This window comes from Sphingomonas ginsengisoli An et al. 2013 (genome assembly GCF_009363895.1).
GTDB classification, from domain to species: domain Bacteria; phylum Pseudomonadota; class Alphaproteobacteria; order Sphingomonadales; family Sphingomonadaceae; genus Sphingomicrobium; species Sphingomicrobium ginsengisoli.
In genome coordinates this window covers 402,236-425,867 of sequence record NZ_CP045434.1, presented here as the reverse complement: position 1 = coordinate 425,867, position 23,632 = coordinate 402,236, and the positions used below count along the sequence as shown (strand labels likewise).

At 67.7% G+C, this 23,632-nt stretch carries 24 protein-coding genes and 1 tRNA gene; 5 read left to right on the top strand and 20 right to left on the bottom strand.

Translation table 11 applies throughout. The features are described from left to right. Positions 1 to 162: 162 nt before the first annotated feature. The 14 genes from GCU42_RS02125 to GCU42_RS02060 all read right to left on the bottom strand — a co-directional run bounded on the left by GCU42_RS02125 (position 163) and on the right by GCU42_RS02060 (position 13,955). Positions 163 to 1,731: a tryptophan halogenase family protein gene (locus tag GCU42_RS02125; RefSeq protein WP_114228059.1), complete on the bottom strand. Its 1,569-nt coding sequence runs from the start codon at positions 1,729 to 1,731 to the stop codon at positions 163 to 165. A gap of 52 nt (positions 1,732 to 1,783) precedes the next feature. After that, positions 1,784 to 1,858, bottom strand: a tRNA-Gln gene (locus GCU42_RS02120). 44 nt (positions 1,859 to 1,902) lie between these two features. Then, on the bottom strand, positions 1,903 to 4,290 hold the full coding sequence (locus GCU42_RS02115) for a putative bifunctional diguanylate cyclase/phosphodiesterase (protein ID WP_152569422.1): 2,388 nt from the start codon (positions 4,288 to 4,290) through the stop codon (positions 1,903 to 1,905). A 66-nt stretch (positions 4,291 to 4,356) separates the two neighbouring features. Next, complete coding sequence (locus tag GCU42_RS02110; RefSeq protein ID WP_114228061.1) at positions 4,357 to 5,952, bottom strand: MFS transporter; 1,596 nt, start codon at positions 5,950 to 5,952, stop codon at positions 4,357 to 4,359. A 54-nt stretch (positions 5,953 to 6,006) separates the two neighbouring features. Continuing rightward, positions 6,007 to 6,882 carry a branched-chain amino acid aminotransferase gene (locus GCU42_RS02105; RefSeq protein WP_114228062.1) on the bottom strand — a complete coding sequence of 292 codons (876 nt, stop codon included), beginning with the start codon at positions 6,880 to 6,882 and terminating at the stop codon, positions 6,007 to 6,009. 27 nt (positions 6,883 to 6,909) lie between these two features. Further along, positions 6,910 to 7,776, bottom strand: coding sequence for a pyrroline-5-carboxylate reductase family protein (locus tag GCU42_RS14940; protein WP_162789259.1), 867 nt, complete (start codon positions 7,774 to 7,776; stop codon positions 6,910 to 6,912). A gap of 15 nt (positions 7,777 to 7,791) precedes the next feature. Beyond that, positions 7,792 to 8,301 (bottom strand): type III secretion system chaperone family protein, encoded by a 510-nt coding sequence (locus tag GCU42_RS02095; RefSeq protein ID WP_114228379.1) that lies wholly within the window; start codon positions 8,299 to 8,301, stop codon positions 7,792 to 7,794. 8 nt (positions 8,302 to 8,309) lie between these two features. Beyond that, complete coding sequence (locus GCU42_RS02090; protein WP_114228064.1) at positions 8,310 to 8,633, bottom strand: accessory factor UbiK family protein; 324 nt, start codon at positions 8,631 to 8,633, stop codon at positions 8,310 to 8,312. A 3-nt stretch (positions 8,634 to 8,636) separates the two neighbouring features. Continuing rightward, complete coding sequence (locus tag GCU42_RS02085) at positions 8,637 to 9,194, bottom strand: TspO/MBR family protein (RefSeq protein WP_114228065.1); 558 nt, start codon at positions 9,192 to 9,194, stop codon at positions 8,637 to 8,639. Further along, a complete protein-coding gene (locus GCU42_RS02080; protein ID WP_114228066.1) occupies positions 9,178 to 9,930 on the bottom strand; it encodes a TlyA family RNA methyltransferase in 753 nt (250 codons plus the stop codon). The genes GCU42_RS02085 and GCU42_RS02080 overlap by 17 nt, the downstream gene beginning before the upstream one ends. A 6-nt stretch (positions 9,931 to 9,936) precedes the next feature. Beyond that, a complete protein-coding gene (gene dxs / locus GCU42_RS02075) occupies positions 9,937 to 11,862 on the bottom strand; it encodes a 1-deoxy-D-xylulose-5-phosphate synthase (protein WP_114228067.1) in 1,926 nt (641 codons plus the stop codon). Between the two features lie 48 nt (positions 11,863 to 11,910). Further along, entirely contained in the window at positions 11,911 to 12,915 is a 1,005-nt protein-coding gene (locus GCU42_RS02070) for an AAA family ATPase (RefSeq protein ID WP_114228380.1), read from the bottom strand. After that, positions 12,912 to 13,469 (bottom strand): nicotinamide riboside transporter PnuC, encoded by a 558-nt coding sequence (gene pnuC, locus GCU42_RS02065; protein ID WP_114228068.1) that lies wholly within the window; start codon positions 13,467 to 13,469, stop codon positions 12,912 to 12,914. The genes GCU42_RS02070 and pnuC overlap by 4 nt, the downstream gene beginning before the upstream one ends. A 27-nt stretch (positions 13,470 to 13,496) precedes the next feature. Next, positions 13,497 to 13,955 carry a Fur family transcriptional regulator gene (locus tag GCU42_RS02060; RefSeq protein WP_114228069.1) on the bottom strand — a complete coding sequence of 153 codons (459 nt, stop codon included), beginning with the start codon at positions 13,953 to 13,955 and terminating at the stop codon, positions 13,497 to 13,499. Between the two features lie 72 nt (positions 13,956 to 14,027). Between GCU42_RS02060 and GCU42_RS02055 the strand changes: the two genes are divergently transcribed. After that, complete coding sequence (locus GCU42_RS02055) at positions 14,028 to 14,735, top strand: TMEM175 family protein (protein ID WP_114228070.1); 708 nt, start codon at positions 14,028 to 14,030, stop codon at positions 14,733 to 14,735. Here the strand turns inward: GCU42_RS02055 and GCU42_RS02050 are convergent. Next, entirely contained in the window at positions 14,732 to 15,127 is a 396-nt protein-coding gene (locus GCU42_RS02050; protein WP_114228071.1) for a MerC domain-containing protein, read from the bottom strand. The genes GCU42_RS02055 and GCU42_RS02050 overlap by 4 nt on opposite strands. A gap of 147 nt (positions 15,128 to 15,274) precedes the next feature. Here GCU42_RS02050 and GCU42_RS02045 point away from each other — a divergent pair, with 147 nt between their 5' ends. From GCU42_RS02045 to GCU42_RS02030, 4 genes are all read left to right on the top strand, one after another. After that, on the top strand, positions 15,275 to 16,369 hold the full coding sequence (locus tag GCU42_RS02045; RefSeq protein WP_114228381.1) for a COX15/CtaA family protein: 1,095 nt from the start codon (positions 15,275 to 15,277) through the stop codon (positions 16,367 to 16,369). A gap of 122 nt (positions 16,370 to 16,491) precedes the next feature. Then, positions 16,492 to 16,971, top strand: coding sequence for a 50S ribosomal protein L13 (rplM, locus tag GCU42_RS02040; protein WP_114228072.1), 480 nt, complete (start codon positions 16,492 to 16,494; stop codon positions 16,969 to 16,971). 1 nt (position 16,972) lies between these two features. Continuing rightward, positions 16,973 to 17,548: a 30S ribosomal protein S9 gene (gene rpsI / locus GCU42_RS02035; protein ID WP_114228073.1), complete on the top strand. Its 576-nt coding sequence runs from the start codon at positions 16,973 to 16,975 to the stop codon at positions 17,546 to 17,548. A 139-nt stretch (positions 17,549 to 17,687) separates the two neighbouring features. Further along, positions 17,688 to 18,461, top strand: coding sequence for a dimethylarginine dimethylaminohydrolase family protein (locus GCU42_RS02030; RefSeq protein ID WP_114228074.1), 774 nt, complete (start codon positions 17,688 to 17,690; stop codon positions 18,459 to 18,461). A gap of 1 nt (position 18,462) precedes the next feature. Here GCU42_RS02030 and GCU42_RS02025 read toward each other — a convergent pair whose 3' ends face one another. Genes GCU42_RS02025 through GCU42_RS02005 form a run of 5 tightly spaced genes read right to left on the bottom strand, consistent with a single transcriptional unit; the run spans position 18,463 to position 23,593 of the window. Beyond that, entirely contained in the window at positions 18,463 to 19,311 is an 849-nt protein-coding gene (locus GCU42_RS02025) for a CheR family methyltransferase (RefSeq protein WP_114228075.1), read from the bottom strand. After that, positions 19,302 to 20,378 (bottom strand): chemotaxis-specific protein-glutamate methyltransferase CheB, encoded by a 1,077-nt coding sequence (gene cheB, locus GCU42_RS02020; RefSeq protein WP_240309492.1) that lies wholly within the window; start codon positions 20,376 to 20,378, stop codon positions 19,302 to 19,304. The genes GCU42_RS02025 and cheB overlap by 10 nt, the downstream gene beginning before the upstream one ends. Before the next feature lie 10 nt (positions 20,379 to 20,388). Beyond that, a complete protein-coding gene (locus GCU42_RS02015) occupies positions 20,389 to 20,754 on the bottom strand; it encodes a response regulator (protein WP_114228076.1) in 366 nt (121 codons plus the stop codon). Between the two features lie 59 nt (positions 20,755 to 20,813). After that, on the bottom strand, positions 20,814 to 21,251 hold the full coding sequence (locus GCU42_RS02010; RefSeq protein WP_114228077.1) for a chemotaxis protein CheW: 438 nt from the start codon (positions 21,249 to 21,251) through the stop codon (positions 20,814 to 20,816). After that, positions 21,248 to 23,593, bottom strand: coding sequence for a chemotaxis protein CheA (locus GCU42_RS02005; RefSeq protein WP_114228078.1), 2,346 nt, complete (start codon positions 23,591 to 23,593; stop codon positions 21,248 to 21,250). Before GCU42_RS02005 ends, GCU42_RS02010 begins: the two co-directional genes overlap by 4 nt. Positions 23,594 to 23,632: the final 39 nt, after the last annotated feature.

The window sequence follows — 23,632 nt, the reverse complement described above, 5'->3', positions numbered from 1 at the left end:
GGCGCGGCGCGGGAAAACCGGTGTAACCGGTTACATCTCCTGCGGCCGACGTCCTCCTCGTCCTCAGGGGGCGCAAACAACTCTTGTTGGGCAGGCAAGTCAACGGGGGGCGGACGGGCGGGCCCAGGCCTGTGGCGGCAAAGCCACGCTGTGCAGCCGCGCTCAGTGGGCGAGGCGAACGGGGGTCAGGGAGAAGTTGACCGGCGATGCGCCCGCCGACGGCTGCGCGCCGCTGGCAAGCAACCGGTCGATAAAGGCGCCATGGTCGGGCATGCGCTCGGCGACATCCTCGATCACTTCGGCCATCTCGGCGAGGTAGGCAGCAATCTCATCGTCGGGAACGAAGCGGGTCACCGGGTCGGGCCAAGCAAGGAAACCTTGGCCGAGGAGGACCTGGACCCAGCTCTCCTCGGCGAACAATTCGGCCGCGCCATGCTTGAAGAAGCGGCCCGAGGAGCGGAACAGTTCGTAGCGCTCGGTCAGGCTGTCGGGCACCGCCATGGTCCGCACATGATCCCAGAACGGATCGCCGCCGCGCCGGGTGACATTGTAGTGAGCGATGATGAAGTCGCGCACGTCTTCATATTCGAAGCGCGACTGGCGGTTGAATTCGGCGATGTCGGGCGCCGCCATTCCGTCGGCAGGGAACAGCGCGAGCAACCGCAGCACCGCGGTCTGGATCAGATGGATGCTGGTCGATTCGAGCGGCTCGAGGAAACCCGACGAAAGGCCGACCGCGACGACATTCTTCTCCCACGCCTTCAGCCGCCGACCGGGGGCGAAGCGGACTGGACGCGGGTCGGCCAGCGGCTCGCCGTCGAGGCTGCCGAGCAAGGTCTCGGCAACCTCGTCGTCGCCGATCAGCGCCGAGGAATAGACATAGCCGTTACCGGTGCGGTGCTGGAGCGGGATCCGCCATTGCCAACCGGCGCGCTTGGCGGTCGAGCGGGTGTAGGGCGTCAGCGGCGCGACGCCCGCACACGGCACCGCCATTGCCCGGTCACACAGCAGCCACTCGTTCCAATGCTCGTAACCGACCCCGAGCGCCTCGCCGATCAGCAGCGCGCGCATCCCCGAGCAATCGACGAACAGGTCACCCTCGACCTCGCGCCCGTCGCTTAGACGCACCGTGTCGACGAACCCGCTCTCTCCGTCCTTGAGGACTTCGACGATGCGCCCCTCGATCCGCTCGACCCCGCGTTCCTCGCAGACCCCACGCAGGAAGCGTGCGAACAGCGAGGCATCGAAGTGATAGGCATAATCGATATCGGCCAGTGGCGAGGCCGGGTTGCTCGGATCGGGGAAGCAGAAGCGGTTGCGCAAGGCGGCCGCGCCGCACAGCGAATAATGGTCGAAGTGACGGATGCGGTCGGGCGTCCGCGCGCGCGCCGCCAGCCATAATTGATGCGGATGAAGCCACAGCATGTCGCGACCGATCTTGCCGAAGCCGTGGAAATAGTCCTCGCCCGGCGCCCCCCAATCGACGAACTGGATGCCCAGCTTAAAGCTCGCCTTGGTCGCCCGGATCATGTCGACCGGGTCGACCCCCGCCAGCGCCAGATAGTTGCGGATGTGCGGGATGGTCGCCTCCCCCACCCCGATCGTGCCGATCTCGTCGCTTTCGATCAGCCGAATCTCGACCTGGCTCAGCCATTGCGACAGCACCGCCGCGGTCATCCATCCCGCGGTGCCGCCGCCGACAATCGTCACTCGCCTGGTTGGTCGCATCATGTCGAGGCTCCGCGCGTACCGGTCGGGTGCTAGCGGACCCGCGGCGAGTGGCTGGCTGGGGCGGCAGGATTCGAACCTGCGAATGCCGGTACCAAAAACCGGTGCCTTACCACTTGGCGACGCCCCAGCAGAGCGCGCGCTTATAGAGCGGCGGCGGCGCTCCTCAAGGGTCTAAGCGCGGGCGATCCGGCGGCGCGCGGAATCGGTCGCCGGCGCCGAGATGACTAACGCGCGCGGATCGGCGGCGGCCGGACGGCCGAAGTGGAAGCCCTGCAACTGATCGACGCCCATCTTCTCGAACAGGCGAGCCTGCGCGGCGGTTTCGATCCCCTCGGCGGTAACGTCGCAACGCATCGCCCGGCCGAGCGCGATCACCGCCTCGACGATCGCGCGGGCGTCGCTCCGCCCCTCGCCCGCCCCGGCGACGAAGCTGCGGTCGATCTTGATTTTGCTGAAGTCGCCGCGGGCGAGCGATTTCAGCGAGCTGTAGCCCATCCCGAAGTCGTCGAGCACCAGTCGCACTCCGATCGAGCGTAGCCGCGCAAGCGTTTGGCGAGTGGATTCGTCGTCGGCGAGGAACACGCTTTCGGTGACCTCCAGCTCGAGCCGCGCAGGCGACAGGCCGCTGCTCGTCAGTGCGTTGATGACCGTCCCGACGAGGTCGGCACCAGTGAGCTGAACCGCCGACACGTTGACCGCGAGGCGGGCGCTGTCGGTCCAGCTGGCGGCCTCGCGGCAGGCTTCGCGGACGACCCAATTGCCGACCTGGCCGATCAGGCCGGTGTCCTCGATGACCGGGATGAACAGGTCGGGTGGGATGTCGCCGCGCTCGGGGTGGCGCCAGCGAAGCAGCGCCTCGCGGCCGACGATGCGGTGGCTGCCGGCCTCGACGATCGGCTGGTAGGCAAGGCTGAGCTCGCCACTCTGCAGCGCCAGCCGCAGGTCGCGCTCGAGCTCGCGCTGGGCCTTGGCACGCTCGGCCATGGCGGGTTCGAAGAAGTGGTAGCGACCGCGTCCGGCGGCCTTGGCGCTGTAGAGCGCGAGGTCGGCGTTGCGGGTCAGCGTGCCCTCGGTCGTTCCGTCCCACGGCGCGAGGGCGATGCCGATGGTGGCGCCGATGGTGAGGTCGGCGCTACCAATCGCGAACGGCAGCGCGAGCGCGGCGATGACTTGGTCGGCAAGGGTGCCAACCGCGGCACGATCGGTGATGCCGGGCGCGACGATCGCGAATTCGTCGCCGCCAAGCCGGCCGACCTCGGCTTCGCGGACGACGGTCCGCAGCCGCTCGGCCACCGCCGCGAGCAGCTGATCGCCGAGCGCGTGGCCGAGCGTGTCGTTGACCAGCTTGAAGCGGTCGAGATCGAGCAGGAGCAGCGCGCAACCGCCACGGCCCGACCGTTCGCGCAGCAGCGATTCCTCGATCAGCTCACGGATCAGCAGGCGATTCGGCAGGCCGGTCAGTGGATCATGCCGCGCGGCGCGGATCGAGTTGCGCCCGACGCGGCGCGAGCGGGTGACGTCGGAGCCAACCCCGCGCCAGCCGGTGATCCGCCCTTCCGGCCCGAGCAGCGGCTGGCCCGAGAAGATCCACCACGCGCGGCCGCCGCGGACCGGCACCGCAATCTCGCGGAAGGCGGTGCCGTTGGCGAGCGCGTCGAACAATTGTCGCATCGAGCGCGAGACCGAGCGGGCGTCACCGTTCGGGTCGAGTAGCTGGCGCACGTCCCCGCCGAGCAACCGGTCGACCGGCTGGCCGGCGCTGTCGATGAAGGCCGACGACATGTGCCGCATGCACAGGCTCGCATCGAGTTCCCACAGCCAGTCGCTGCCGCTCGCCTCGAACTGGCGAAGCAGGGCGATCATCGCCGCCTGTTCCTCGACCTCGAGCCGGGCGCGGAGGTGGCCGACGAACTGCCGCGCGTTCCACAATACGGTGTAGGAGAGCGCGCCGCCGAACAGGCACACCAGGCTGATCAGCAGCGCATGGCCGGCGATGGCCAGCGCCGCCATCGCCGCCATGCTGACGATCGCAACATAGGTCAGCGCGGCCGGCGGCACCGTCGACAGCGTGACGCTTGCCCCGCTGGCGAGGCCGAACAGCATCAGCGCGATCAGGATCTTGTCGACGTCGCCGGCCTGGCCGAACCAAACCAGCGCCGGAACTGCCCACAGCACCGAGAGGATGACGATCGCCGGCATGATCGTGCCGACGCTCGACGGCTTGCGCGCGGCGTAGGCAGCGTCGTGGCGCAGCCGCCACGCACGCAGCAGCCGCTGGCAGCAGAGCAGGCTGAACAACGTCGCCCAGGCGATCAGCTGGTTGTGTGAGATCTCGTCCCACAGCGACGAGACCACGGTGGCGGCGGCGACGAGGTTGGCGCCGACGGTGAGCGGGACCATTCCGACCAGCGCCGCGACCTGTGCCTCCTGGATTTCGCGCCCGGTGGCGTCGCGCGGCTTGGCGATGAGGCATAGCTCTTTGAGCGGCACTTCGGCGACCAGGCGGTCGAGCCGCGGTCGTTCGCTGCCGTCGACCAGCATGTTACGCTCGGCACTCATCGCCGCAGGGTAGCCCGCGATCGGCAAACAAGACGTAAAGGGGCTCGGCGGGGTCGCTCACCATGCTCAGGCCAGCGGTCGCCGATGGGTTTCCTCAAGCCAGATGGCACTGACCACGAAGGCCAGGGCGACCACCGCGATCGTGTACCACAGCCCGGCATAGGCATCGCCGGTGCGCACCACGATATATTGCGAGATGAGTGGCAGGAAGCCGCCGAAATAGCCCGAGCCGATATGATAGGGCACCGACATGCTCGTGTAGCGTATCCGTGCCGGGAACATCTCGACCAGGATGGCGGCGACCTGGCCATAGGTCATCGCCGACAGGCCGACCATCACGAACACCGCAAGAATGATCTTCCATGGCTGCTTTTCGGCAGGATCGGCCTGGTCGGGATAGCCGGCGGCGACCAGCGCGGCGGTGTAGGCGGCCTGGTCGAAGCCGCCGATCCTGGCCTGCCCGACATTGAGCGCGACATCGGATGCCGCGACCTTGCGGTAGCTGACCCCGCGCTTGGAGAGATAGTTCAGCGCCTGGGCGCACGGGGTCAAGTGCTTGGCCGCGAACACGTTGAACTCGCAGTCGGCGGGTAGCTCAAGGCGGACCGGCGAGGCGGCGGTGGCGCGGCCCAGCGCGGGATTGGCGCCATCGGCCATCAGGTGGAACAGCGGGAAGAGCAGCGCCAGCGTCAGCGCATAGCCGAGCAGCAGCAGCTTCTTGCGCCCGACCCGATCGGACAAGGCGCCGAAGCCGACATAGAGCGGCGCGGCCAGTGTCGCGCCGGCGGCCATGTAGAGCAGCGCCTCTTCCTCGCCGACCCGGGCGGTGCCCTGGAGGAAGTAGAGCGTGCCGAACTGGCTGGTATAATAGATCACGGTCAGGCCCGCGGCGACGCCGAACAGCGCGACCATCACTCGCTTGATGTTGCCCGGGTAGGTCAGGCTGTCCTTGAACGGATTGCGGCTGGTTTCGCCTGCGTCCTTCATTGCCCGGAAGACCGGGCTCTCGCTGAGCTTGAGCCGGATGTAGAGCGAGATGGCGAGCATCACGAAGCTGGCCAGAAACGGCACGCGCCAGCCCCACCCGTCGAACTGCTCCTTGCTCACCGCGTGGCGGCACAGCAGGACCATCACCAGGCAGAGCAGGAACCCGCCGACCACGCTGAACTGGATCCAGCTGGTGTACTGGCCGCGCTTGGTCGGCGGTGCATGCTCGGCGACGTAGATCGCCGCACCGCCATACTCACCGCCGAGCGCGAGCCCTTGGATTAGGCGCAAGCCCACCAGCAGGACCGGCGCCCACAGGCCGGCAGTGGCGAAGGTCGGCAGGAAACCGATCGCTCCGGTCGCGCCGCCCATCAGCGTGATGGTGATGAGGAAGGTATATTTGCGCCCCACACGGTCGCCGAACCAGCCGAACAGCAATGCGCCCAATGGTCGCACGCCGAAACCGGCGCCGAAGGCAGCCAGGCTGGCGAGGGTGGCGGCGGTGGGATTGTCGGCCGGGAAGAACAGCTTGCCGAGCAATGCGGCAAGGATGCCGTAGAGGAAGAAGTCGTACCACTCGAACACGGTGCCGAGCGCTGAGGCGGTGATGACCAGCCGGTCGCGCTTCGGATCGACGACATGCTCCGGTGTTGCCGGCGCGGCGGTACTGGCCATTTAATCCCCCTCCGCGCGCGACCTTAAGCGAGCGGACGGCAGGAGCAAGCCTCGTCAGGCCTGGCGGTGGTTGACCAGATCGTCGTAGTCGCGCTGCAACTGGCGCGAGAGGTCGCCGACCTCGAAATTCCACGGGCCCGCCGAGCGGACCAGCGTCACTTCGGCGGCCGAGCCCGTCAGGAACATCTGCTGGAAGCTTTCCAGCTCCTCGGGCCAGATAGCGCGGACTTCGACCTCGATCCCGCGTTTCTCGGCGAGCTCGATCACCGTCTGGCGGGTGATGCCGTTCAAGAAGCAGTCGGGGGTCGGGGTGATGAGCTTGTTGTCGCGGATGAAGAAGGCGTTGGCGCCGGTCGCCTCGGCTACCTGGCCGCGCCAGTCGAACATCAGCGCATCGTCATAGCCGCGGTCGTCGGCATGCTGCTTGGACAGGGTCGCGATCATGTAGAGCCCGGCGGCCTTGCTATGGACCGGCGCGGTGAACGGCGCCGGCCGCCGCCACGGGGCGATGTCGAGGCGGATGCCCTTGAGCTGCTTTTCCTCGTCGAAATACTTGCCCCATTCCCAGCAGGCGATGGCGAGGTGCGGTTCGGTCCCCTTGGGATTGACGCCCATCGATTCCGACCCGCGCCACGCGACCGGACGCATGTAGGCGTCCTCCATTCCGCTAGCCTTGAGCACTTCGATGCAGGCGGCGTCGATTTCGTCGACGCTGTAGGGGATTTCGAAACCGAGCAGGCGGGCGCTTCGCTTCAGCCGGGTGCTGTGGTCGGTCAGCCGGAAGATCTTGCCGCCGTATGCGCGCTGGCCTTCGAATACGCTCGAGGCATAATGCATCGCGTGGGTCAGGATGTGGACGTTCGCCTCGCGCCAGGGGACGAGCTTGCCGTCCATCCAGATCCAGCCGTCGCGATCGTCAAACCCTGCCATATGCGTCCTTACTCCAGTGCGGGCGACTTAGGCGGCACCCTCGGGCGACGCAATGGCGCGGGTGGCGGCGGCCAGCTCGCCGCCACGCTTGGTCGCAGCGGCGACCGTGCGCTCGAGCAAGGGCGTTAGTTCGGGCTCGAGCACCGCCAGCCCGGCGGCGGTGGTTCCGTTCGGGCTGCGGACCCGACGGACGATCTCGTCCATCGAGGGGTTGTCGGTGACCGCCAACCATCCTGTGCCGAATACCGTCTCACGCGCGATCGCCAGGGCCAGCGACGGCTCGATCCCGCGCTCCTCGGCGGTCTTGGCGAGCGCCTCGATGAAGCGCGCGACATAGGCCGGCCCCGCCCCGCCAATCGAGGCGATCGCACCCAGCTCGGCCTCGGCGTTGCAGTCGATCGTCAGCCCGAGGATCATGAAGAACTGCCGCAGCCGCGCGCGCAGGGCGTCGGAGACGTCGGGCATGAACAGCGCGGTGATCCCGCGCCGCACTGCGGTCGCGACGTTGGGCATCGCGCGGACAATCGCCCCGGCGGTCGGGAACAGCTGCCGCAGGCTCGCCGCTTCGGTCCCCGCAAGCAGCGAGATGACCGTGGTCTGCGGCGTGACGTACGGCGCGATGGTCGGCGCCAGTTCGAGCACCTGTTGCGGCTTGAAGCCGAGGATCAGCCACTCGGCCGGCCGGCCCGCCTCGCCCAACGTCCGCACGGTGCGCACGCCCGGCACCTCCTTCCCGCTCGGCCGGATCGCGACCGACTGGCCGAAGTCGACCCTGGCCGAGCGCCAGCCCGCGACCATCGCCCCGGCCATGTTGCCGCAGCCGACGAACCAGATCGACGGCGCCAACGGACCCGACGAGGCCGGTTGGCCCCCAGTGACATTCACCACGTTCATGCGTCTATCCTCGCCTCAGGCTTCGCCCGCTGTATCGATCAGCGCGGCGCTGATCGCCTCGCCGGGCGACTTGCCGCCCCACAGGACGAACTGGAAGACCGGGAAAAAACGCTCGCATTCCTCGAGCGCGGCTTCGGCGATCGCTTCCGCCTGCTCGAAACTGAGCGCATCGCCGTCGCCATTATCGAGCAGCGCCGAGTAGCGGAACACGATCAGCCCCGAGCCCGACCATAATTCGAAATGGCCGAGCCACAGCTGCTCGTTGATCAGGCCCAACGTCTCGTAAATCGCCGGACGCTTGTCGGCCGCGACCTTGATGTCGGGAAAGGCGAGGAACTGGAGGACCTGGTCGTCGGGCCGCCACACCCCGCGCAGCTCGTACTGCGCCCAGCTGCCGGGCGCGCTAGCCACGATCTCCCCGTCGCCGGCGCGCTCGCACGACCAGCCCCGGGCCTCGAAATATGCTTCGAGCACCTCGATCGGAGCGCCGTCCTCGCGCTCCTCGTTCCGGTCATCCTCGCTCAACTGGTCGCTCACTCCTCGGGCGTTTCGACGCCCGTGGACGGCCCCTTCTTGCGCGGTGCAGCGGACGGCTTGGCCGTCGCCGCAGCGGGCGCGCCGCGCGCTTCGAGCGCGGCCAGGCGGTTGCGCAGCGCTTCCACTTCCTCGCGCGCGGTGGCGGCCATCGCCTTGACCGCCTCGAACTCGTCGCGCGAGACAAAGTCCATGCCGCCGACGAACTCGCGCATGCGCTCCTTTATTCCGTCCTGCGCCTCGCGGGTCATCCCCGCGACGGTGCCCGCGGCGCCGTTCATGATCTTGACGAAGTCGTCGAACAGCCGGTTCTGCGACTGCATGGTCTAGCCTCCCGTAATGCCCAGCGGCGCGCGATCGGCGCCCGGATTAAGCTTGCCCGTCTCGTGGTTGAGAACCGTCGCCAGGCACAGCCATGCCAGATAGGGTACAAGCAGCAATGCCGCCACCCTGTTCAGCGGCCAGGCGGCGATGATCGTCGCGGTCACCAGCACGTCGAGCGCGAGGATGATCAGGAACGCCCAGTCGATGAAGCCGGCCCCGAAGAAAACCGGCGACCACAGGAAATTGAGCGCGAGCTGGACCGCGAACAGGGTAAGCGCCAAGGTGCGTTGGCGCGACGCGGGCAACGCCAGCAGCAAGGCCACGGCGATCCCCATGAAGGTGTAGAGCGTCGTCCAAACCACGCCGAATGCCCAGCCCGGCGGCTGGATGCTCGGCTTGTTGAGCGGAATATACCAGCCGTTCGAGAAGCCGCTGTTCGACAGCCAGCCGATCGCCGACCCGGCAACGACGATCGCAGGCACCGCGACCAGCGCGATCTTCCACCAGCTGCGGCGCGGGCGCGGCGCGCCGTCATCGAAGCCGTCAGCCGTGGTCGCCATACTCGTCCTCCTTCACTGCCCCAAGAAGAAATTCGACGTTGCCCTCGGGCCCGGTGATCGGGCTCGGGGTAATCCCCAGAACCCGCCAACCCTGCGAAGCGATCCATGCCGCAGCGTCGGCGCAGACGCGCTTGTGGACGGCCGGATCACGGACCACCCCGCCCTTCCCCACTTCCTCACGCCCGGCCTCGAACTGCGGCTTGATCAGCAGCACCGCATGGGCGCCGACCCTCGCTAGCTTAAGCGGCGCCTCGATCACTTTGGCGAGACCGATGAAACTGGCGTCGCAGACGACGATGTCGATCGGCTCGGCAATCTCGACGGCGGTCAGGTTGCGGGCGTTGAACTGCTCCATAACGACTACCCGGTCGTCCTGGCGCAGCTTCCAGGCGAGCTGGTTGGTCCCGACGTCGACCGCGAACACCTTGGCCGCACCGCGCGTAAGCAACACGTCGGTGAAGCCGCCCGTCGAACTCCCGACGTCCAGCGCCACTGCGCCGGTCACGTCGATGCCGAAGTGGCTAAGGCCGTGATCCAGCTTGAGTCCGCCGCGCGACACCCACGGATGATCCTTGCCGCGCAAATCGAGCGGCACGTCGGCGCCGACCATCTCGCCAGCCTTGGCGATCTTCCGTGTCCCGGCAAACACCAGCCCGGCCATGATCAGCGCCTGCGCCTTGGACCGGCTCTCGACCAGCCCGCGCTCGACCAGCGCCTGGTCAGCGCGTTGCTTCATGCTCGCTTACGCCCGCGCGCCCTCTTCGACGCCGACGCTGTTGCGGCGGAGTGCTTTCAGGACTGTGTCGACGATCGCCGGCGCGTTGAGCCCCGCCTCGTCATACTGCTTGTCGGGCTTGTCCTGATCCTGGAAGCGATCGGGCAGACGCATGGTGCGCAGCTTGAGCCCGGCGTCGATCAGGCCCTCGTCGCTGGCGAGTGTCAGGACGTGGGCGCCGAAGCCGCCCACCGCGGCTTCCTCGACAGTCACCGCGACCTCATGTGTGGTCAGCAGTTTGCGGATCAGCGCCTCGTCGAGCGGCTTTGCGAAGCGCAGGTCGGCGACCGTGGTGCTCAGCCCCTTGCTCTCGAGCTGCTCGGCCGCCTTGAGCGCTTCGCCGAGCCGGGTACCGAGCGACAGGATGGCGACGGTCTTGCCTTCCTTGACGATCCGCCCCTTACCGATCTCGAGCCGCTCCGGCTGCGCGGGCATGAGCAGCCCCTCACCATTGCCGCGCGGATAGCGAACCGCACTCGGCCCGCTATCATGGAGCGCCATGGTGTGGACCATGTTGGCGAGCTCAACCTCGTCGGCGGCGGCCATCACCGTGAAATTGGGCAGGGTGCAGAGGTAGGCGAGGTCGAAGCTGCCGGCGTGGGTCGCCCCGTCGGCGCCGACCAGCCCGGCACGGTCGAGCCCGAAGCGGACCGGCAGATTCTGGATCGCGACGTCGTGGACGACTTGGTCGTACGCGCGCTGAAGAAAGGTCGAGTAAATGGCGCAGAACGGCCGATAGCCCTGCGCCGCCAACCCTGCCGCGAAGGTCACCGCATGCTGCTCGGCGATGCCGACGTCGAAAGTGCGCTCGGGGAATTTCTTCTCGAACCGGTCGAGCCCGGTCCCGCTCGGCATCGCCGCGGTGATCGCGACGATCTTGGGATCGCGCTCGGCCTCCGCGGTCAGCGCGTCGGCGAACACCTGGGTATAGCTTGGAGGGCCGCTCGGCCCCTTGTCCTGCTTGCCGGTGACGACGTCGAACTTGACCACGCCATGATATTTGTCGGCACTGTTCTCGGCGGGCGCATAGCCCTTGCCCTTCTGCGTCACCGCATGGATCAGCATCGGGCCGTGGTCGGCGTCGCGGACGTTCTCGAGGATCTCGACCAGGCTGATCACGTCGTGTCCGTCGACCGGACCGACGTAATAGAAGCCAAGCTCCTCGAACAAAGTCCCGCCGGTCATCATCCCGCGGGCATATTCCTCGAACCGCTCGGCCGCGTTGCGGACCGGGCGCGGCAGGCGGCCGGCGATGCGAGCTGCGAGCTTGCGCGGCGTAAGATATTTGCCACTCGACACCAGCCGGGCGAGCGCGTTGCGAAGGCTGCCGACCGGCGGCGCGATTGACATGTCGTTGTCGTTGAGGATCACGACCAGCCGGTTCCCGGCGGCCTCGGCATTGTTCATCGCTTCATAGGCCATGCCAGCGGTCATCGCGCCGTCGCCGATCACCGCGATGGCATGTTCGGGCCGGTCGTCGAGTTTGCTGGCGATGGCGAAGCCCAACGCCGCGCTGATCGAGGTCGAGCTATGGGCCGCGCCGAACGGGTCATATTCGCTTTCCGAGCGCTTGGTGAAGCCGCTCAGGCCCCCACCCATGCGGATGGTGCGGATGCGGTCGCGCCGTCCGGTGACGATCTTGTGCGGGTAGCATTGGTGCCCGACGTCCCAGATCAATTTGTCCTGGGGGGTGTTGAACACATAATGGATCGCGACGGTGAGCTCGACCACGCCGAGCCCGGCGCCAAGGTGCCCGCCGGTGACCGACACCGCCGAGATGGTCTCGGCGCGAAGCTCGTCGCACAGCTGGGGCAGTTGCGCCTTGTCGAGCTGGCGGATGTCGGCAGGAGACTGGATGCGGTCCAGCAGCGGCGTCGAGGGACGATCGGACATGTCCCAGCTCTACCCGAGCGACCGGCGGCTGTCGAACGATACCAAGGGTCAGGTGTCCGCCTGCTGCCGGCGATGCGCCACCAGCCGGTCGACCGCCGCGACCGCCGCGGCGAAACGCGCCTCGCCCTCGCCGCTGATCTCCACCACCGGAGCGCGGGTCAGCTTGAGCACGTCGCGGGTAATGCGGTCGAACTTGGCGCGCTGACGAGGCTCGCCATAGACGCGCGTGCCATCGTCGACGAAGGGGATGTCGGGCTTGAGCAGCAGGTAGAGGTCGGCCTGGCGGTGGCAGACAAGCTGGTCGGGGACGTAGCCGATCATCATCTGCGACCAGGCGGCGGTCATCAGCGCGTCGGTGTCGGCGATCAACAGGCGGTTACACCAGGCGCGCGCGGCCTCGATCTCGGCCTGCTGGGCAAGGCCGATCAGGAGCAGGTCGCTCTCGCGGCAGTCGGTGCCATGCGCCTCGCAATGCGCGCGGCCATATTCGGGCACCTCGATCGTCTCGTAATGGCGGGCAAGCTGATCGGCGAGGGTCGACTTGCCGACGCTCTCGACGCCGTGGAGGCAGACGGTGAGACTGTAATGCGCCTTGACCGGTTCCGGCAGCCACGGCCAGTGTCCCCACCAGTCGGCGCGGACCGCGCTCGCCGAAAGGCCGCCAAGGCCGGCCCGGTCGGCATCGAGAATCCGTCCGCCGAGCGGCACGAAGAACGCCTGGATTCGCGTCGCAAGCTCGGCGCCATAGGCCTCGCCGGCGAAGATATAGTCGATCGGCTCGGGATGGGCGTCGCGGACGATGGTCGTCCATTGCTCCCAGAAATCGGGCGCGTCAGCGGGCTCCTGCGGCGCCGGGCGGTCGAAATAGACAATCCGGCACTCGGGGAAGAGTTGGCGCATCCACTCCAGCCGCGACGGGCCCGGGATTGGGTCGCCGTCCTGCGCGCAGACCAGCACGGTCAGCCGATCGACCAGCTGCCGCGCCGAGCGGATCAGCGCGACGTGTGCGGCGTGGGGCGGCATGAACTTGCCGAGCAGGAATCCGCGCTTCACGCCGTCGCCTTTCGTCGCCACTCGAGCAGCCCGGCGACTGCCAGGCAGAGGAAGATGCCGTAGAGCCCGGCGGTGATCAGCAACCCGCGCGAGAAGAACAGCGGGATGGCGGTTAGATCGACCAGGATCCACAGCCACCAGCTCTCGACCTTGCGGAAGCTCTGCAACAGCTGCGCGGCGACGCTGGTGATCGCAATCGGGCCGTCGACGAACGGCGCGGCGGCGTCGGTCAGCGACGACATCAGGCTGCTCCAGACCCCGGCGGCGACCACGATCGCCGCCGCCCAGCGCAGGCGGTCGGACGGACTGAGCTCACCCACCGCTACGCCGTGCTCGATCTGCTCGGCGCGCTGCCACGCCCACCAGCCATAGAGCTGCACCGCGATGAAGAAGAGCTGGAGGAGCGCGTCGCTGTAGAGCCGCTGCTGAAAGAAGACGAAGAAATAGACCGCAACGGTCGCCAGCCCGAACGGATAATTCCAGATCGACCGCCGGACGACCAGCAGGACATTGACCACGCCAAGCGCGGCGGCGATCGCCTCGACCAAATTCATGAGGTTCGCCGCGGGTCCGAGCTTGAGCTAGCTGCAGCTCTCGCAGGTGCCGCGCACCTCGATCACGGGCTTGGTAGGCGCGAAGCCACTCTTTTCGGCCGCTGCCCGGACACCCTCGGTCAGCCGGTCGTCGTCGATATGCTTGGCTTGTCCGCACTGGTCGCAGATCAGGAAGATGCAGTCGTGCAGGCACCCGGGATGCGAGTTGGCGACATAAGCGTTGGCGCTCTCGACCCGCATCGCGAGGTTGGCGCCCACGAACAGGTCGAGGATCCGGTAGACGCTGTTGGCGGCGACCCGTCGCCCTTGCGCGGTCGAGACCGCTTCGGCGATGTCGTAGGCGCTCGCCGGCCGCTCGAAGGAGGCCAGCGCCTCGAATACCGCTTCGCGCATTCCGGTCCACTGCTCGCCGGTTTCGGTCAGGCGCGCCTTGGCCGCGTCGACCAGGCGTTCGCCCTCGTGGCTTTGATGATGATGGCCGGACATGGTGATGAGATACTCTCTCGCCGCGCCAGGAACAAGTGAACCGAGCCGCGAAACGCTTCGTTACGGTGGGTGATGGCCCTATCCCCCGCCCCAGCCGACCTCCAGGAACCGCCGCGGCGCGATGCGCACGAGGGCGAAGGCGCGACCCGTGGCACCGGGCGCATGGAAGCATTTGCCGACGGCGTCTTCGCGATCGCCTTCACCCTGCCGATCTTCAACGTGATCGCGCCGCAATTCCGTGACGGCGGCCGCTTCCTCGGCGCCGACCTCGCCGCCGCCTGGCCGCAGGATATCGGCTACCTCCTCGCCTCGGTGGTGATCGGGCTGTACTGGGTCCACCATCATTTTTCCGGAGCGATCTATCGCACCACCGGGCACTGGTTCCTGCTCGCCACCGCGGTCTTCCTCGCCATGGTCGGCTACATCGCCTTCCCCTCGCGAGTGTTCGCGGAAAGCCTGGTTCATCCCGCCGCCCTCCCCGCCGCGAGCATGTTCCTGGTCGACATGCTCGCGCTGACCTCATTGAGCTGGCTGCTCAAATGGAATGTCGGGATGGCGCGCGGCAACGTCGATCCTCGCCTGCGATCCGACTACGTCCAGCGACTCAACCGACGATATTGGATCAAGTCGGCCTGCTACGTCGCCGCGGCGGTGGTGGTGCGGTTCAGTTGGCAGGCCGGGCTGGGACTTGCGACGCTCAGCCTATTGCATCTGATCTGGCCGCCCGAGACCCCGCGCTACCGGACCGAGGCACCGCTGATCGACGGAGACGACACCTAAGTGGTGGAGCGCTTGCCGAACGGATGCACCGTGCCGCGACGGTTGAGGTCGTGGCCGAGCGCCAGGAGCAGCACTCCGACGATCGTCGCCGCCGCTTCCGACCCGTCGTGCGGAAGCGACAGCGCGCCGGCCATCACGCCGAGACCCAGCCCGCCGACCGCGCTCGGCATCATGAAGCCATGCTCAAGGATGCCGCGGTAGAGAGCGAAGGCGCCGATCCCCATCGCCAGCGTCAGCCCGACCTCGTGAATCAGCTCTGACCCGAGGATGCCGCCCGCCGCCGACAGGAATGCCACCAGCACCGTGGTCGCGACGCAATGCACGACGCACAGCCCGGACAGGCCGATGGCCAGCCGATCGAACCGGTGAGTCGAGTGGAGGTGCGCCGTCACGAGCGGTGATATACTGAGACAAGCCTTAAGTTACAACATCTCATGGCGCCGGAACGACGCTTTCGGCAGCAGGTGTGGCCGGCCATCCCGCCCTCGCCCAACGACCCGCTTGCCCGACCCTTCGCTGCCGACCATATCGCGCGCATCATGACCGCCACGACCCTTCCGCTGGAGCGTCCCACCGCTTCGGACCTGCCCACCGCCCGACCGCGCGCACTATCGACCTGGCTGCTGACCGTCGCCGCGCTCATCTTCGTGATGGTGGTCGTCGGCGGGATCACCCGGCTGACCGAGAGCGGGCTGTCGATCACCGAGTGGAAGCCGATCAGCGGAACCCTCCCGCCCCTGACCCAGGCGCAATGGGAGGAGGCGTTCCGCGGCTACCAGCAGATCCCGCAATATCAGCAGCTCAACAACGGCATCACCCTCGCCGAGTTCAAGGGCATCTTCTTCTGGGAATATGTCCACCGCCTGCTCGGTCGCGTCATCGGACTGGTCATCGCGCTCCCCTTGCTGTGGTTCTGGGTCCGAAAAGCGATTCCGCGCGGCTACGGCGGGCGGCTCGTCGCCATCCTGCTCCTGATCGGGCTGCAGGGTGCGATCGGCTGGTGGATGGTGGCGAGCGGCCTCAGTGAGCGGACCGAAGTCAGCCATGTGCGGCTGGCGGTGCACCTGCTGACCGCACTGCTGCTGTTCGGCGCCGTGGTGTGGACCGCGCTCGACCTGCGCTCGCCAGGAAGTGTCCGGCGGCGGCTGCCGACGCTGGCGATCTGGTCGCTGGCGGCGTTGAGCCTCCAGTTGATGTTCGGGGCGTTCGTCGCGGGGCTGCGCGCCGGTTATGCCTTCGACACCTGGCCGCTGATGGGCGACGAGCTCTACCCGAGCGGCGCGCCATGGCTCGAGCCGCTGCTACGCAACTTCGTCGACAATCCGATCACCGTGCAATTCGTCCACCGCTGGCTGGCCTTCGGGGTGCTCGCTTTTGCTGTCGTGCTGGCGCGCCAGGTCAAGCGCCTCGGCAGCCGGCGCGAGGCGGTGATCCTGCACGCGGTGATCGGGCTGCAGATCCTGCTCGGCATCGCGACCCTGCTGACCGGGGTCGATCACCACATCGCCGCGACCCACCAGGGCGTGGCGGTGCTGTTGCTCGGCGCGTTCCTGTTGACCGGTCACCGGATCGCCGTGTTGCGCGACGAGACGCAAGCAGGCCATGACGTCAGGCAGCCTGAAACCATAGGGTAACATATTACCCGTCAAGAACATGCCTCAAATGCTTGACTTTTTGCCCTCTCGCCGCGATTAGCCGCGTCCAAGCGCTGCCCGTCGGGCGGCGTTTTCATGTTTCAAATGAGGGTTTTTCAGCCATGAAGGCGCTGTTGAAGACCACCAAGTCGGCCAAGCCGGCGGAGGTCGAACGCAAGTGGCACATCATTGATGCCGACGGTCTGGTGGTCGGGCGTGTCGCGTCGATCATCGCCAACATCCTGCGCGGCAAGCACAAGCCGAGCTTCACCCCGCACGTCGACTGCGGCGATCATGTGGTCGTGATCAACGCCGACAAGGTCCGTTTCACGGGCCGCAAGGCGCAGCAGAAGATCTACTACAAGCACACCGGTTACGCCGGCGGCTTGAAGGAAACCCGCGCCGACAAGATCCTCGAGGGTCGCTTCCCCGAGCGCGTGCTCGAGAAGGCCGTCGAGCGGATGATCCCGCGCGGCCCGCTCGGCCGTGAGCAGATGCGGCACCTGCATCTCTACAACGGCACCGAGCATCCGCACGAGGGCCAGGCTCCGGCGACGCTCGACGTCGCTTCGATGAACCGCAAGAACAAGGTGGGCGCATAACATGGCCGACAAGAAGTCCCTCTCCGACCTCGGCGAGCTGACCAGCCAGCCGGCTCCCACGCCGACCCCGGCGCCGGCCGAGGCCAGTGCGGCTCCGGCCGCCGACGCGGACACCTCGACCGACGAGGCGCCCGCCGCCCCGGTCAATGTCCAGCCCGAAGCCCCGCTGCGCGAGCAGCAGCTCGACAAGCATGGCCGCGCTTATGCGACCGGACGACGCAAGGACGCTGTTGCGCGCGTCTGGCTCAAGCCGGGCACCGGCAAGATCGAGGTCAACGGCCGCGATCAGACCGTCTACTTCGCCCGTCCGACCCTGCGCCTGGTGATCAACCAGCCGTTCGGGATCACCGATCGCGCCGACCAATACGACGTCGTCGCGACCGTCAAGGGCGGCGGTCTGTCGGGCCAGGCCGGCGCGGTGCTTCACGGCATCGCCCAGGCGCTGAGCCGCTACGAGCCGGTCCTCCGCACCACCGTCAAGCGGGCCGGTTTCCTGACCCGCGATCCGCGCGTCGTCGAGCGTAAGAAGTACGGCAAGGCCAAGGCTCGCCGCAGCTTCCAGTTCTCGAAGCGCTAGGCTTTTCTACTCCGCCGGCTGGCCCGGCAACGAACGAGGCGCTCCGCTCCGGTGGGGCGCCTTTTTTGTGGCGCGGCCGGGGTGGAACCTCGCGCGTTTCTGCGCGCTTGACCCAGACTTGCAAGGGAGACCCAACCGCATGGCGCTGGCCTTTACCCGGCCGCCGAGCCCGCAGCTCGGCGAGTGCGAACTCACTCATATGGAGCGTGCGCCGATCAGCGCCGACCTCGCGGCCAAGCAGCACCGCACTTATGAGGAATTGCTCGCCAACGCCGGGTTCGACGTCGTCCAGCTGAAGCCTTTGGCCGAGCATCCCGACGGCGTCTTCGTCGAAGACACCGCCATCCTGCTCGGCGACCATGCAATCATCACCCGCCCGGGCACGCCCTCGCGCCGCGCCGAGGCCGACGACACGGCCGCGACCCTGGCCAAGCATTTCACCGTTCACCGCCTGCGCCGTGGTCGCCTCGACGGCGGCGACGTCCTCAAGGTCGGCAAGCAATTGTTTGTCGGCCTGTCGAGCCGGACCGACAGCGCCGGCGCGATCGCGCTCGCCAACCTCGCCGCGCCGCTCGGCTACGAAGTGATCGGCGTTCCGCACAAGCGCTGCCTGCACTTGAAGACCGGCGCGTCCTACGCCGGTCGCGATGACCGCGGCCGCGAGGTCGTCCTACTTAATCCCGACTGGATCGACCCCGAGCCGTTCAGCGACCATCTGGTCGTCCCCAACCACCCGCTCGAGCCCTATGGCGCCAATGTCCTGCGTGCTGGTGGCGCGTTGCTGGTTCCCGCCGACGCGCCCCGCACCGCCCAGCGGCTGCGCACGCTCGGGTTTGAGACGCGGCCGGTCGATGTGGGCGAATTGCAGAAGGCCGAAGCCGGCCTCACCTGCATGAGCCTGATCGCGGAGTAAGTCAGGCGACCCGACGGTCGGCCTGTTCCTCGTTAGTCGCGAGGACGTAGAGCCCGCGTGAGTCCTTGTCGGAGACCAGCTTGCGGGTCTGGCCGATGACGGTCTCGCCCGCGCCAAGCATCAACCAGCCGTCGGCCGCCATCGCGCTCGCCAGCCGGTCGAACGCCTTCTCGCGGGTCGCCTGGTTCAAATAGAGCAGCACGTTGCGGCATAGCACGATGTCGAACTCGCCGGGGTGCGGCGGCAACTCGAGCAGATTGTGGGTCTGGAACCGCACCGTCTTGCGCAGCGCCTCGACCGCGCGCCAGCCGGCCGGGGTCTCCTCGAACCACTTCACCATCTGCGCGATGCCAAGCCCGCGTTGGACCTCGAACTGGGTGTAGGTGCCCGTCCGCGCCCGCTCGACCACCGTCTCCGAAACGTCGGTGCCGATGATGTCGACCGTCCAGCCGGCCCATTTGAGGGGGTCCTCGGCGAACATCATCGCCAAGCTGTAGACCTCCTGCCCGGTCGAGCAGCCCGCCGACCAGATCTTGAGCCGCTTCGACGAGGCGCGACGCTCCATCAGCTTGGGCAGCGCTGCCTTGGCGATGAGATCGAACGGGGTGCGATCGCGGAAGAAATAGGTTTCGTTGTTCAACAGGGCCTCCACCACCTTGGCGGACAGGTTGGGCTCCTTGCCCATGACGAGGATCGTGATGAGTTCGTCGATGCTGGCGATCCCTCGCTCGCGCATCAGCGAGGAGAGCGCGGTTTCCAGCCGCCAGCGGCGGTTCATCGTCAGTTGCTGACCGGTTCGCGCCTCGAGCAGGCCGGCGAGGATGCGGCTCGAGCTGTCGCTTATTTCCATGGTTGGTCTCCCGCCCGGGACGCAACACGGCGGGCAAGCTGAAGGGGTGGCAGGACGGCGCTGGCGAGCCCGGCGTCGGTGACCGCCTTGGGCATTCCCCAGACGGCGCAGCTGGCTTCGTCCTGAGCGAAGATGGCGCCGCCGGCCCCGACCAGCCGGGTCGCCCCGACCTGGCCGTCGCGGCCCATGCCGGAGAGGATGATCCCGAGGCCAGTGGCGCCGTAGAATTCGGCCATCGAGGCGAGCATCGGGTCGACCGACGGCAGGCAGCCACTGCTGACCGCGCGGCGATCGAGCCGGACCACCGGATGGCCGCCGCGATTCTCGACCGTCAGATGGGCCTCGCCCGGCGCGACCAGGATGACGTCGCGGAGCAAAGGCATTCCGTCCTCGGCGACCAGCGCGCGGCGCTTGGCGGCAACGCCGAGCTGGCGCGCGAAGACGCTCATGAAGGCGGCCGGGAGATGCTGGGTGACGAGGATCGGCACACAAAGCTTGTCGGGCAGCGCCGAGAACATCAGCTGCAGCGCATGGATGCCGCCGGTCGAGGCGCCAATCCCGAGGCACTGCATCGGCTCATTGCCCATCGCCCGCAAGGCGGCGACCGAGCCGTTGCGCTGGATCAGCTGGTCGGCATTGCCGAGCGCGCGCAGCTTGGCGAGCAGAACTTCGCTGAACTTGCCGTTGAAGCGGCCGATGCCCGGCTTGGGAAGCGTGTCGGCGGCGCCCAGCGCCAACGCAGAAACGGTCACCTGCGCCCCCTGCTCGGCGAGCGAGGAGACGATGATCACCCGCGCCCCCCGTGCCGCGTCGAGGATCGCGGGCAGCATCTTCAAGCCCCCGGCACCCGGCATTTCGAGATCGAGCAGGATGACGTCGACACGGACGTGCGCGAGCGCGTCGATGGCGTCCTCGGCCGTCCCGGCGACCGCTGCGAGCTCGAACCCGCGATCGCCCTCGACCATCCGCGACAGCACGGCGCGGGCGACGGTCGAATCGTCGACGATCATCAACCGGATCGGCCGCCGCTCGTCGCCGCGGGCCTTGCTGGCGAGCGCGGCGCTCATGCCCGCGACCTTACGCGACGCCGACGAGCTGAAGCTTGATGTGCAGCGTCTCGCGGTCGAACGGCTTCATCACATATTCGTCGGCCCCGGCCTCGAGCGCGGCGCGGATGTGCGCCATGTCGTTCTCGGTGGTGCAGAAGACGACCTTGGGCTGGTCCGAGTGGCCGCGCTGACGCAGCAGTTTCAGAAATTCCATCCCGCTCATCACCGGCATGTTCCAATCGAGCAGGACGACATCGGGCATGGTCTGCTCGCAACGCTCGAGCGCTTCCTTGCCGTCGCCGGCTTCCTCGACTGTGAACTCGAGCGTCTCGAGGATGTGCCGGGCGACCTTGCGGATGACCTTGGAGTCGTCGACGATGAGGCAGGTTTTCATAAAGGCTACTCGGTCCTGTCGGTTCGGGTCTGACTTAGGGAGGAGAGGTAACGGAGCCGTTAAGCGGCCTGGGCTTCGACGCCCTCGACGAGCGCGCCGACGTCGACCAGCAGCAGCGCGCCTTCCTCGGTGTCGATCAGGCCGGCGCTGACATGCTCCCAGCCCGGCCCCATCGCGGCGCGGACCGGCTGCGGCTCGCCCGCGGCCTCGACCACGTCCTCGACGCTGTCGACGATCAGCGCATAATGATGGCCCTCGATCTCGACCACCGCGGCCTCGCACAGCCCGCGGCTGAGGTCGCTGCTGCCGAGGTCGAGCGCGCGGCGGCAGTCGATCACGGTCAGCACGCGGCTGCGCAGCGCCGACAGGCCGGCGACATGCGCCGCGGCGCGCGGCACCGGGATCAGCGCGTCGAGTTCGACCACGCTTTCGACGGCGGCAGCCGGCAGCGCCACCCGCTGGCCGGCGATGGTGACGATGAGCAGCAGCGTGTTCACTTGGCGCCTCCTTCGGCGGCCTTGAGCGCGAGCATCAGTCCGGCGCGGTCGTAACGGTAGATGCTCTTGTCGTTCTTGCGGGCCTCGGGCTCGGCACGCAGCCAGATGGTCCGCGCGGCCTCGTCGTTGGCGGGCAAGGGCTGACCCTTGGCGGCGATCACCAGGTCGGCCTCGACCTCGCTGTCGCCGCTGACGACGGTGTAGCCGGCGGCCTCGACGATCGGGCGCAGCATGTGCTGCATCCACGGATCGTCCGACGGCAGGCGGCAGATCATGCTGCGCTCGGCGGCCGTGGCGGCGCTGCCGAAGCGGGCGAAGAGCCAGTGAACGTCGACCAGTTCGGCCGGCTCGCCGCCGATCAGGGTCACGCCCTCGACCTCGCCGGCGGACACGGCCGGAAGCACGTCCTCCTCCAGCTCGGCCATGTCGATCACCTCGCGGAAGGCCAAACCGATCTCGCCCTGCCCGTCGCTGAGGCGGAAGAGGCGGACCTTGGTCTCGCTGTCGGGCGCGCGATCGAGCCCGGCGAGCGGCACGATCGCTTCGCCCAGCTGGACCCGAAGCTGGCCGGCGCCCCACTGGATGGCGCTGGCGGGAACTTCCTCGATCCGATCGACCAGGCCGAGCCGGACGGCACGACGCTGACCTTCGAGCGTGCGGAACAGCAGCACCGGCGTGGTGGCGCGGACGCTCGCCGTCGCGGCATTGGCATCGACGATGCGGCTGCCGCGCTCCTGCTGCTCGAGCTTGACCCCGCCGACCTGCGCCAGCCCGGCGGCATCGAACAGCAGGATCGGCGAGCCGTCGTCGGCGAGCGTCGTCCCGGCGTACAGGCCGGTCGCCATCACCGCCGGGGCGGCCGGCTTGACCACCAGTTCCTCGTGATCGTGGACCTTGTCGACCGCCAGCGCGAACACATCGCCGCCAGCGGGCTTCAAGACGATCAGCGTGCGCTCGGCGTCGGTCAACGCACTCGGCAGGCCAAGGATATCGGCCAGGGCGACCTCGGGCACGCGGCGGCCGCGGATGGTCGCCACCCCTGCCCCGCCGACCTGGCTCAAGACCACGCTCTCGCCATTGGCGCGGACGATCTCTTCGATCGCCGAGCGCGGAATGGCGAAATGCTGGCTGCCGATCGAAACGGTCAGCGCTGGAATGATGGTAAGGGTCAGCGGCACGCGCAGCGTCATCCGGCTGCCGTGGCCCGGCCGGCTGTCGACCTCGACGATCCCGCCGATCCGCTCGATATTGGAGCGGACCACGTCCATGCCGACCCCGCGGCCCGAGATGCTGGTGACCTCGGCGGCGGTGCTGAGGCCGGCTTCGAACATCAGCGCATATTGCTCGCGCTTCTCGAGCTTCGCTCCGTCGGCGGCTTCGATCAATCCGGCGGCGACCGCCTTCTCGACCAGACGCTTGCCGTCGATGCCTCGCCCATCGTCGCAGATGTCGATCAATATCTGGTTGCCCGACTGGCGCGCCGAGACGGTCAGCAGGCCGATCTCACGCTTGCCGCCCTTGAGGCGGTCGGCGGGCTTCTCGATCCCGTGGTCGACCGCGTTGCGGACGATGTGGGTCAGCGGATCGCGGATCATCTCGATCATCTCACGATCGAGCTCGACGTCGCCGCCCTCGATATCGACGAGCACCTGCTTGCCGAGTTCGGCCGACAGGTCACGGACCATTCGCGGCAGGCCGACGAACAGATTTTCGATCCGCTGCATGCGGGTGCGGGTAATGGCATCGCGCATTTCGGCGATGATGCTGGACAGCCGCTCAAACGCCCCGTCGACCGATACGTCGACCTCGCTGTCGCGCAGGCGGCGGGCAAGCTCGTTGCGGGCGAGCACCATGTCGCTGACCCCGCTCATCACCCGGTCGAGCAGTTCGACCGACAGGCGGATGGTCCGCGGCGCGGCGCTAGCGGCGAATTTCTCGCCGACCACCGCGGTGGGAGCGGAGGCGGGCCCCTCGGCGCCGGGCTGCAGCGCGGCAATCAATTCATGGTCGTCGCCCTCGGGCAGTTTCTCGCCCGCACCGATGACGTCGATCATCTCGCCGATGCGGTCGATCACCGCGAGCACGGCACTGACCAGCGCAGCATCGGGCTGACGGCGGCCGGCGCGGACGTCGGCGAGCGAGTCCTCGGCGGCGTGGCTCAGCGTCTCGAGGCGCGGAAAGTCGAAGAAGCCGCAATTGCCCTTCACCGTGTGGACAAAGCGGAAGATGCTGTCGAGGCGGGCGCGATCGGCCGGCGCGGCCTCCCAGGCGACGATCTCGCCCCCGAGGCTTTCGAGCATCTCGCGACACTCGGCCACGAAATCGGCAATCAGGTCGTCCATTCCGCCCCTACGCAGCGCTGTTCGGCCTGCGGTCTAGGG

What these genes read in the sequence shown, in the direction of transcription:
- pnuC (WP_114228068.1), bottom strand. Translation starts at nt 13,469, where the DNA reads ATGAATTTGGTCGAGGCGATCGCCGCCGCGCTTGGCGTGGTCAATGTC.
- dxs (WP_114228067.1), bottom strand. Translation starts at nt 11,862, where the DNA reads ATGTCCGATCGTCCCTCGACGCCGCTGCTGGACCGCATCCAGTCTCCT.
- GCU42_RS02125 (WP_114228059.1), bottom strand. Translation starts at nt 1,731, where the DNA reads ATGATGCGACCAACCAGGCGAGTGACGATTGTCGGCGGCGGCACCGCG.
- GCU42_RS02090 (WP_114228064.1), bottom strand. Translation starts at nt 8,633, where the DNA reads ATGCAGTCGCAGAACCGGCTGTTCGACGACTTCGTCAAGATCATGAAC.
- GCU42_RS02110 (WP_114228061.1), bottom strand. Translation starts at nt 5,952, where the DNA reads ATGGCCAGTACCGCCGCGCCGGCAACACCGGAGCATGTCGTCGATCCG.
- GCU42_RS02080 (WP_114228066.1), bottom strand. Translation starts at nt 9,930, where the DNA reads ATGAAGCAACGCGCTGACCAGGCGCTGGTCGAGCGCGGGCTGGTCGAG.
- GCU42_RS02030 (WP_114228074.1), top strand. Translation starts at nt 17,688, where the DNA reads ATGGCGCTGGCCTTTACCCGGCCGCCGAGCCCGCAGCTCGGCGAGTGC.
- GCU42_RS02005 (WP_114228078.1), bottom strand. Translation starts at nt 23,593, where the DNA reads ATGGACGACCTGATTGCCGATTTCGTGGCCGAGTGTCGCGAGATGCTC.
- GCU42_RS02025 (WP_114228075.1), bottom strand. Translation starts at nt 19,311, where the DNA reads ATGGAAATAAGCGACAGCTCGAGCCGCATCCTCGCCGGCCTGCTCGAG.
- GCU42_RS02115 (WP_152569422.1), bottom strand. Translation starts at nt 4,290, where the DNA reads ATGAGTGCCGAGCGTAACATGCTGGTCGACGGCAGCGAACGACCGCGG.
- GCU42_RS02060 (WP_114228069.1), bottom strand. Translation starts at nt 13,955, where the DNA reads ATGTCCGGCCATCATCATCAAAGCCACGAGGGCGAACGCCTGGTCGAC.
- cheB (WP_240309492.1), bottom strand. Translation starts at nt 20,378, where the DNA reads ATGAGCGCCGCGCTCGCCAGCAAGGCCCGCGGCGACGAGCGGCGGCCG.
- GCU42_RS02105 (WP_114228062.1), bottom strand. Translation starts at nt 6,882, where the DNA reads ATGGCAGGGTTTGACGATCGCGACGGCTGGATCTGGATGGACGGCAAG.
- GCU42_RS02085 (WP_114228065.1), bottom strand. Translation starts at nt 9,194, where the DNA reads ATGGCGACCACGGCTGACGGCTTCGATGACGGCGCGCCGCGCCCGCGC.
- rplM (WP_114228072.1), top strand. Translation starts at nt 16,492, where the DNA reads ATGAAGGCGCTGTTGAAGACCACCAAGTCGGCCAAGCCGGCGGAGGTC.
- GCU42_RS14940 (WP_162789259.1), bottom strand. Translation starts at nt 7,776, where the DNA reads ATGAACGTGGTGAATGTCACTGGGGGCCAACCGGCCTCGTCGGGTCCG.
- GCU42_RS02055 (WP_114228070.1), top strand. Translation starts at nt 14,028, where the DNA reads ATGGCCCTATCCCCCGCCCCAGCCGACCTCCAGGAACCGCCGCGGCGC.
- rpsI (WP_114228073.1), top strand. Translation starts at nt 16,973, where the DNA reads ATGGCCGACAAGAAGTCCCTCTCCGACCTCGGCGAGCTGACCAGCCAG.
- GCU42_RS02015 (WP_114228076.1), bottom strand. Translation starts at nt 20,754, where the DNA reads ATGAAAACCTGCCTCATCGTCGACGACTCCAAGGTCATCCGCAAGGTC.
- GCU42_RS02045 (WP_114228381.1), top strand. Translation starts at nt 15,275, where the DNA reads ATGACCGCCACGACCCTTCCGCTGGAGCGTCCCACCGCTTCGGACCTG.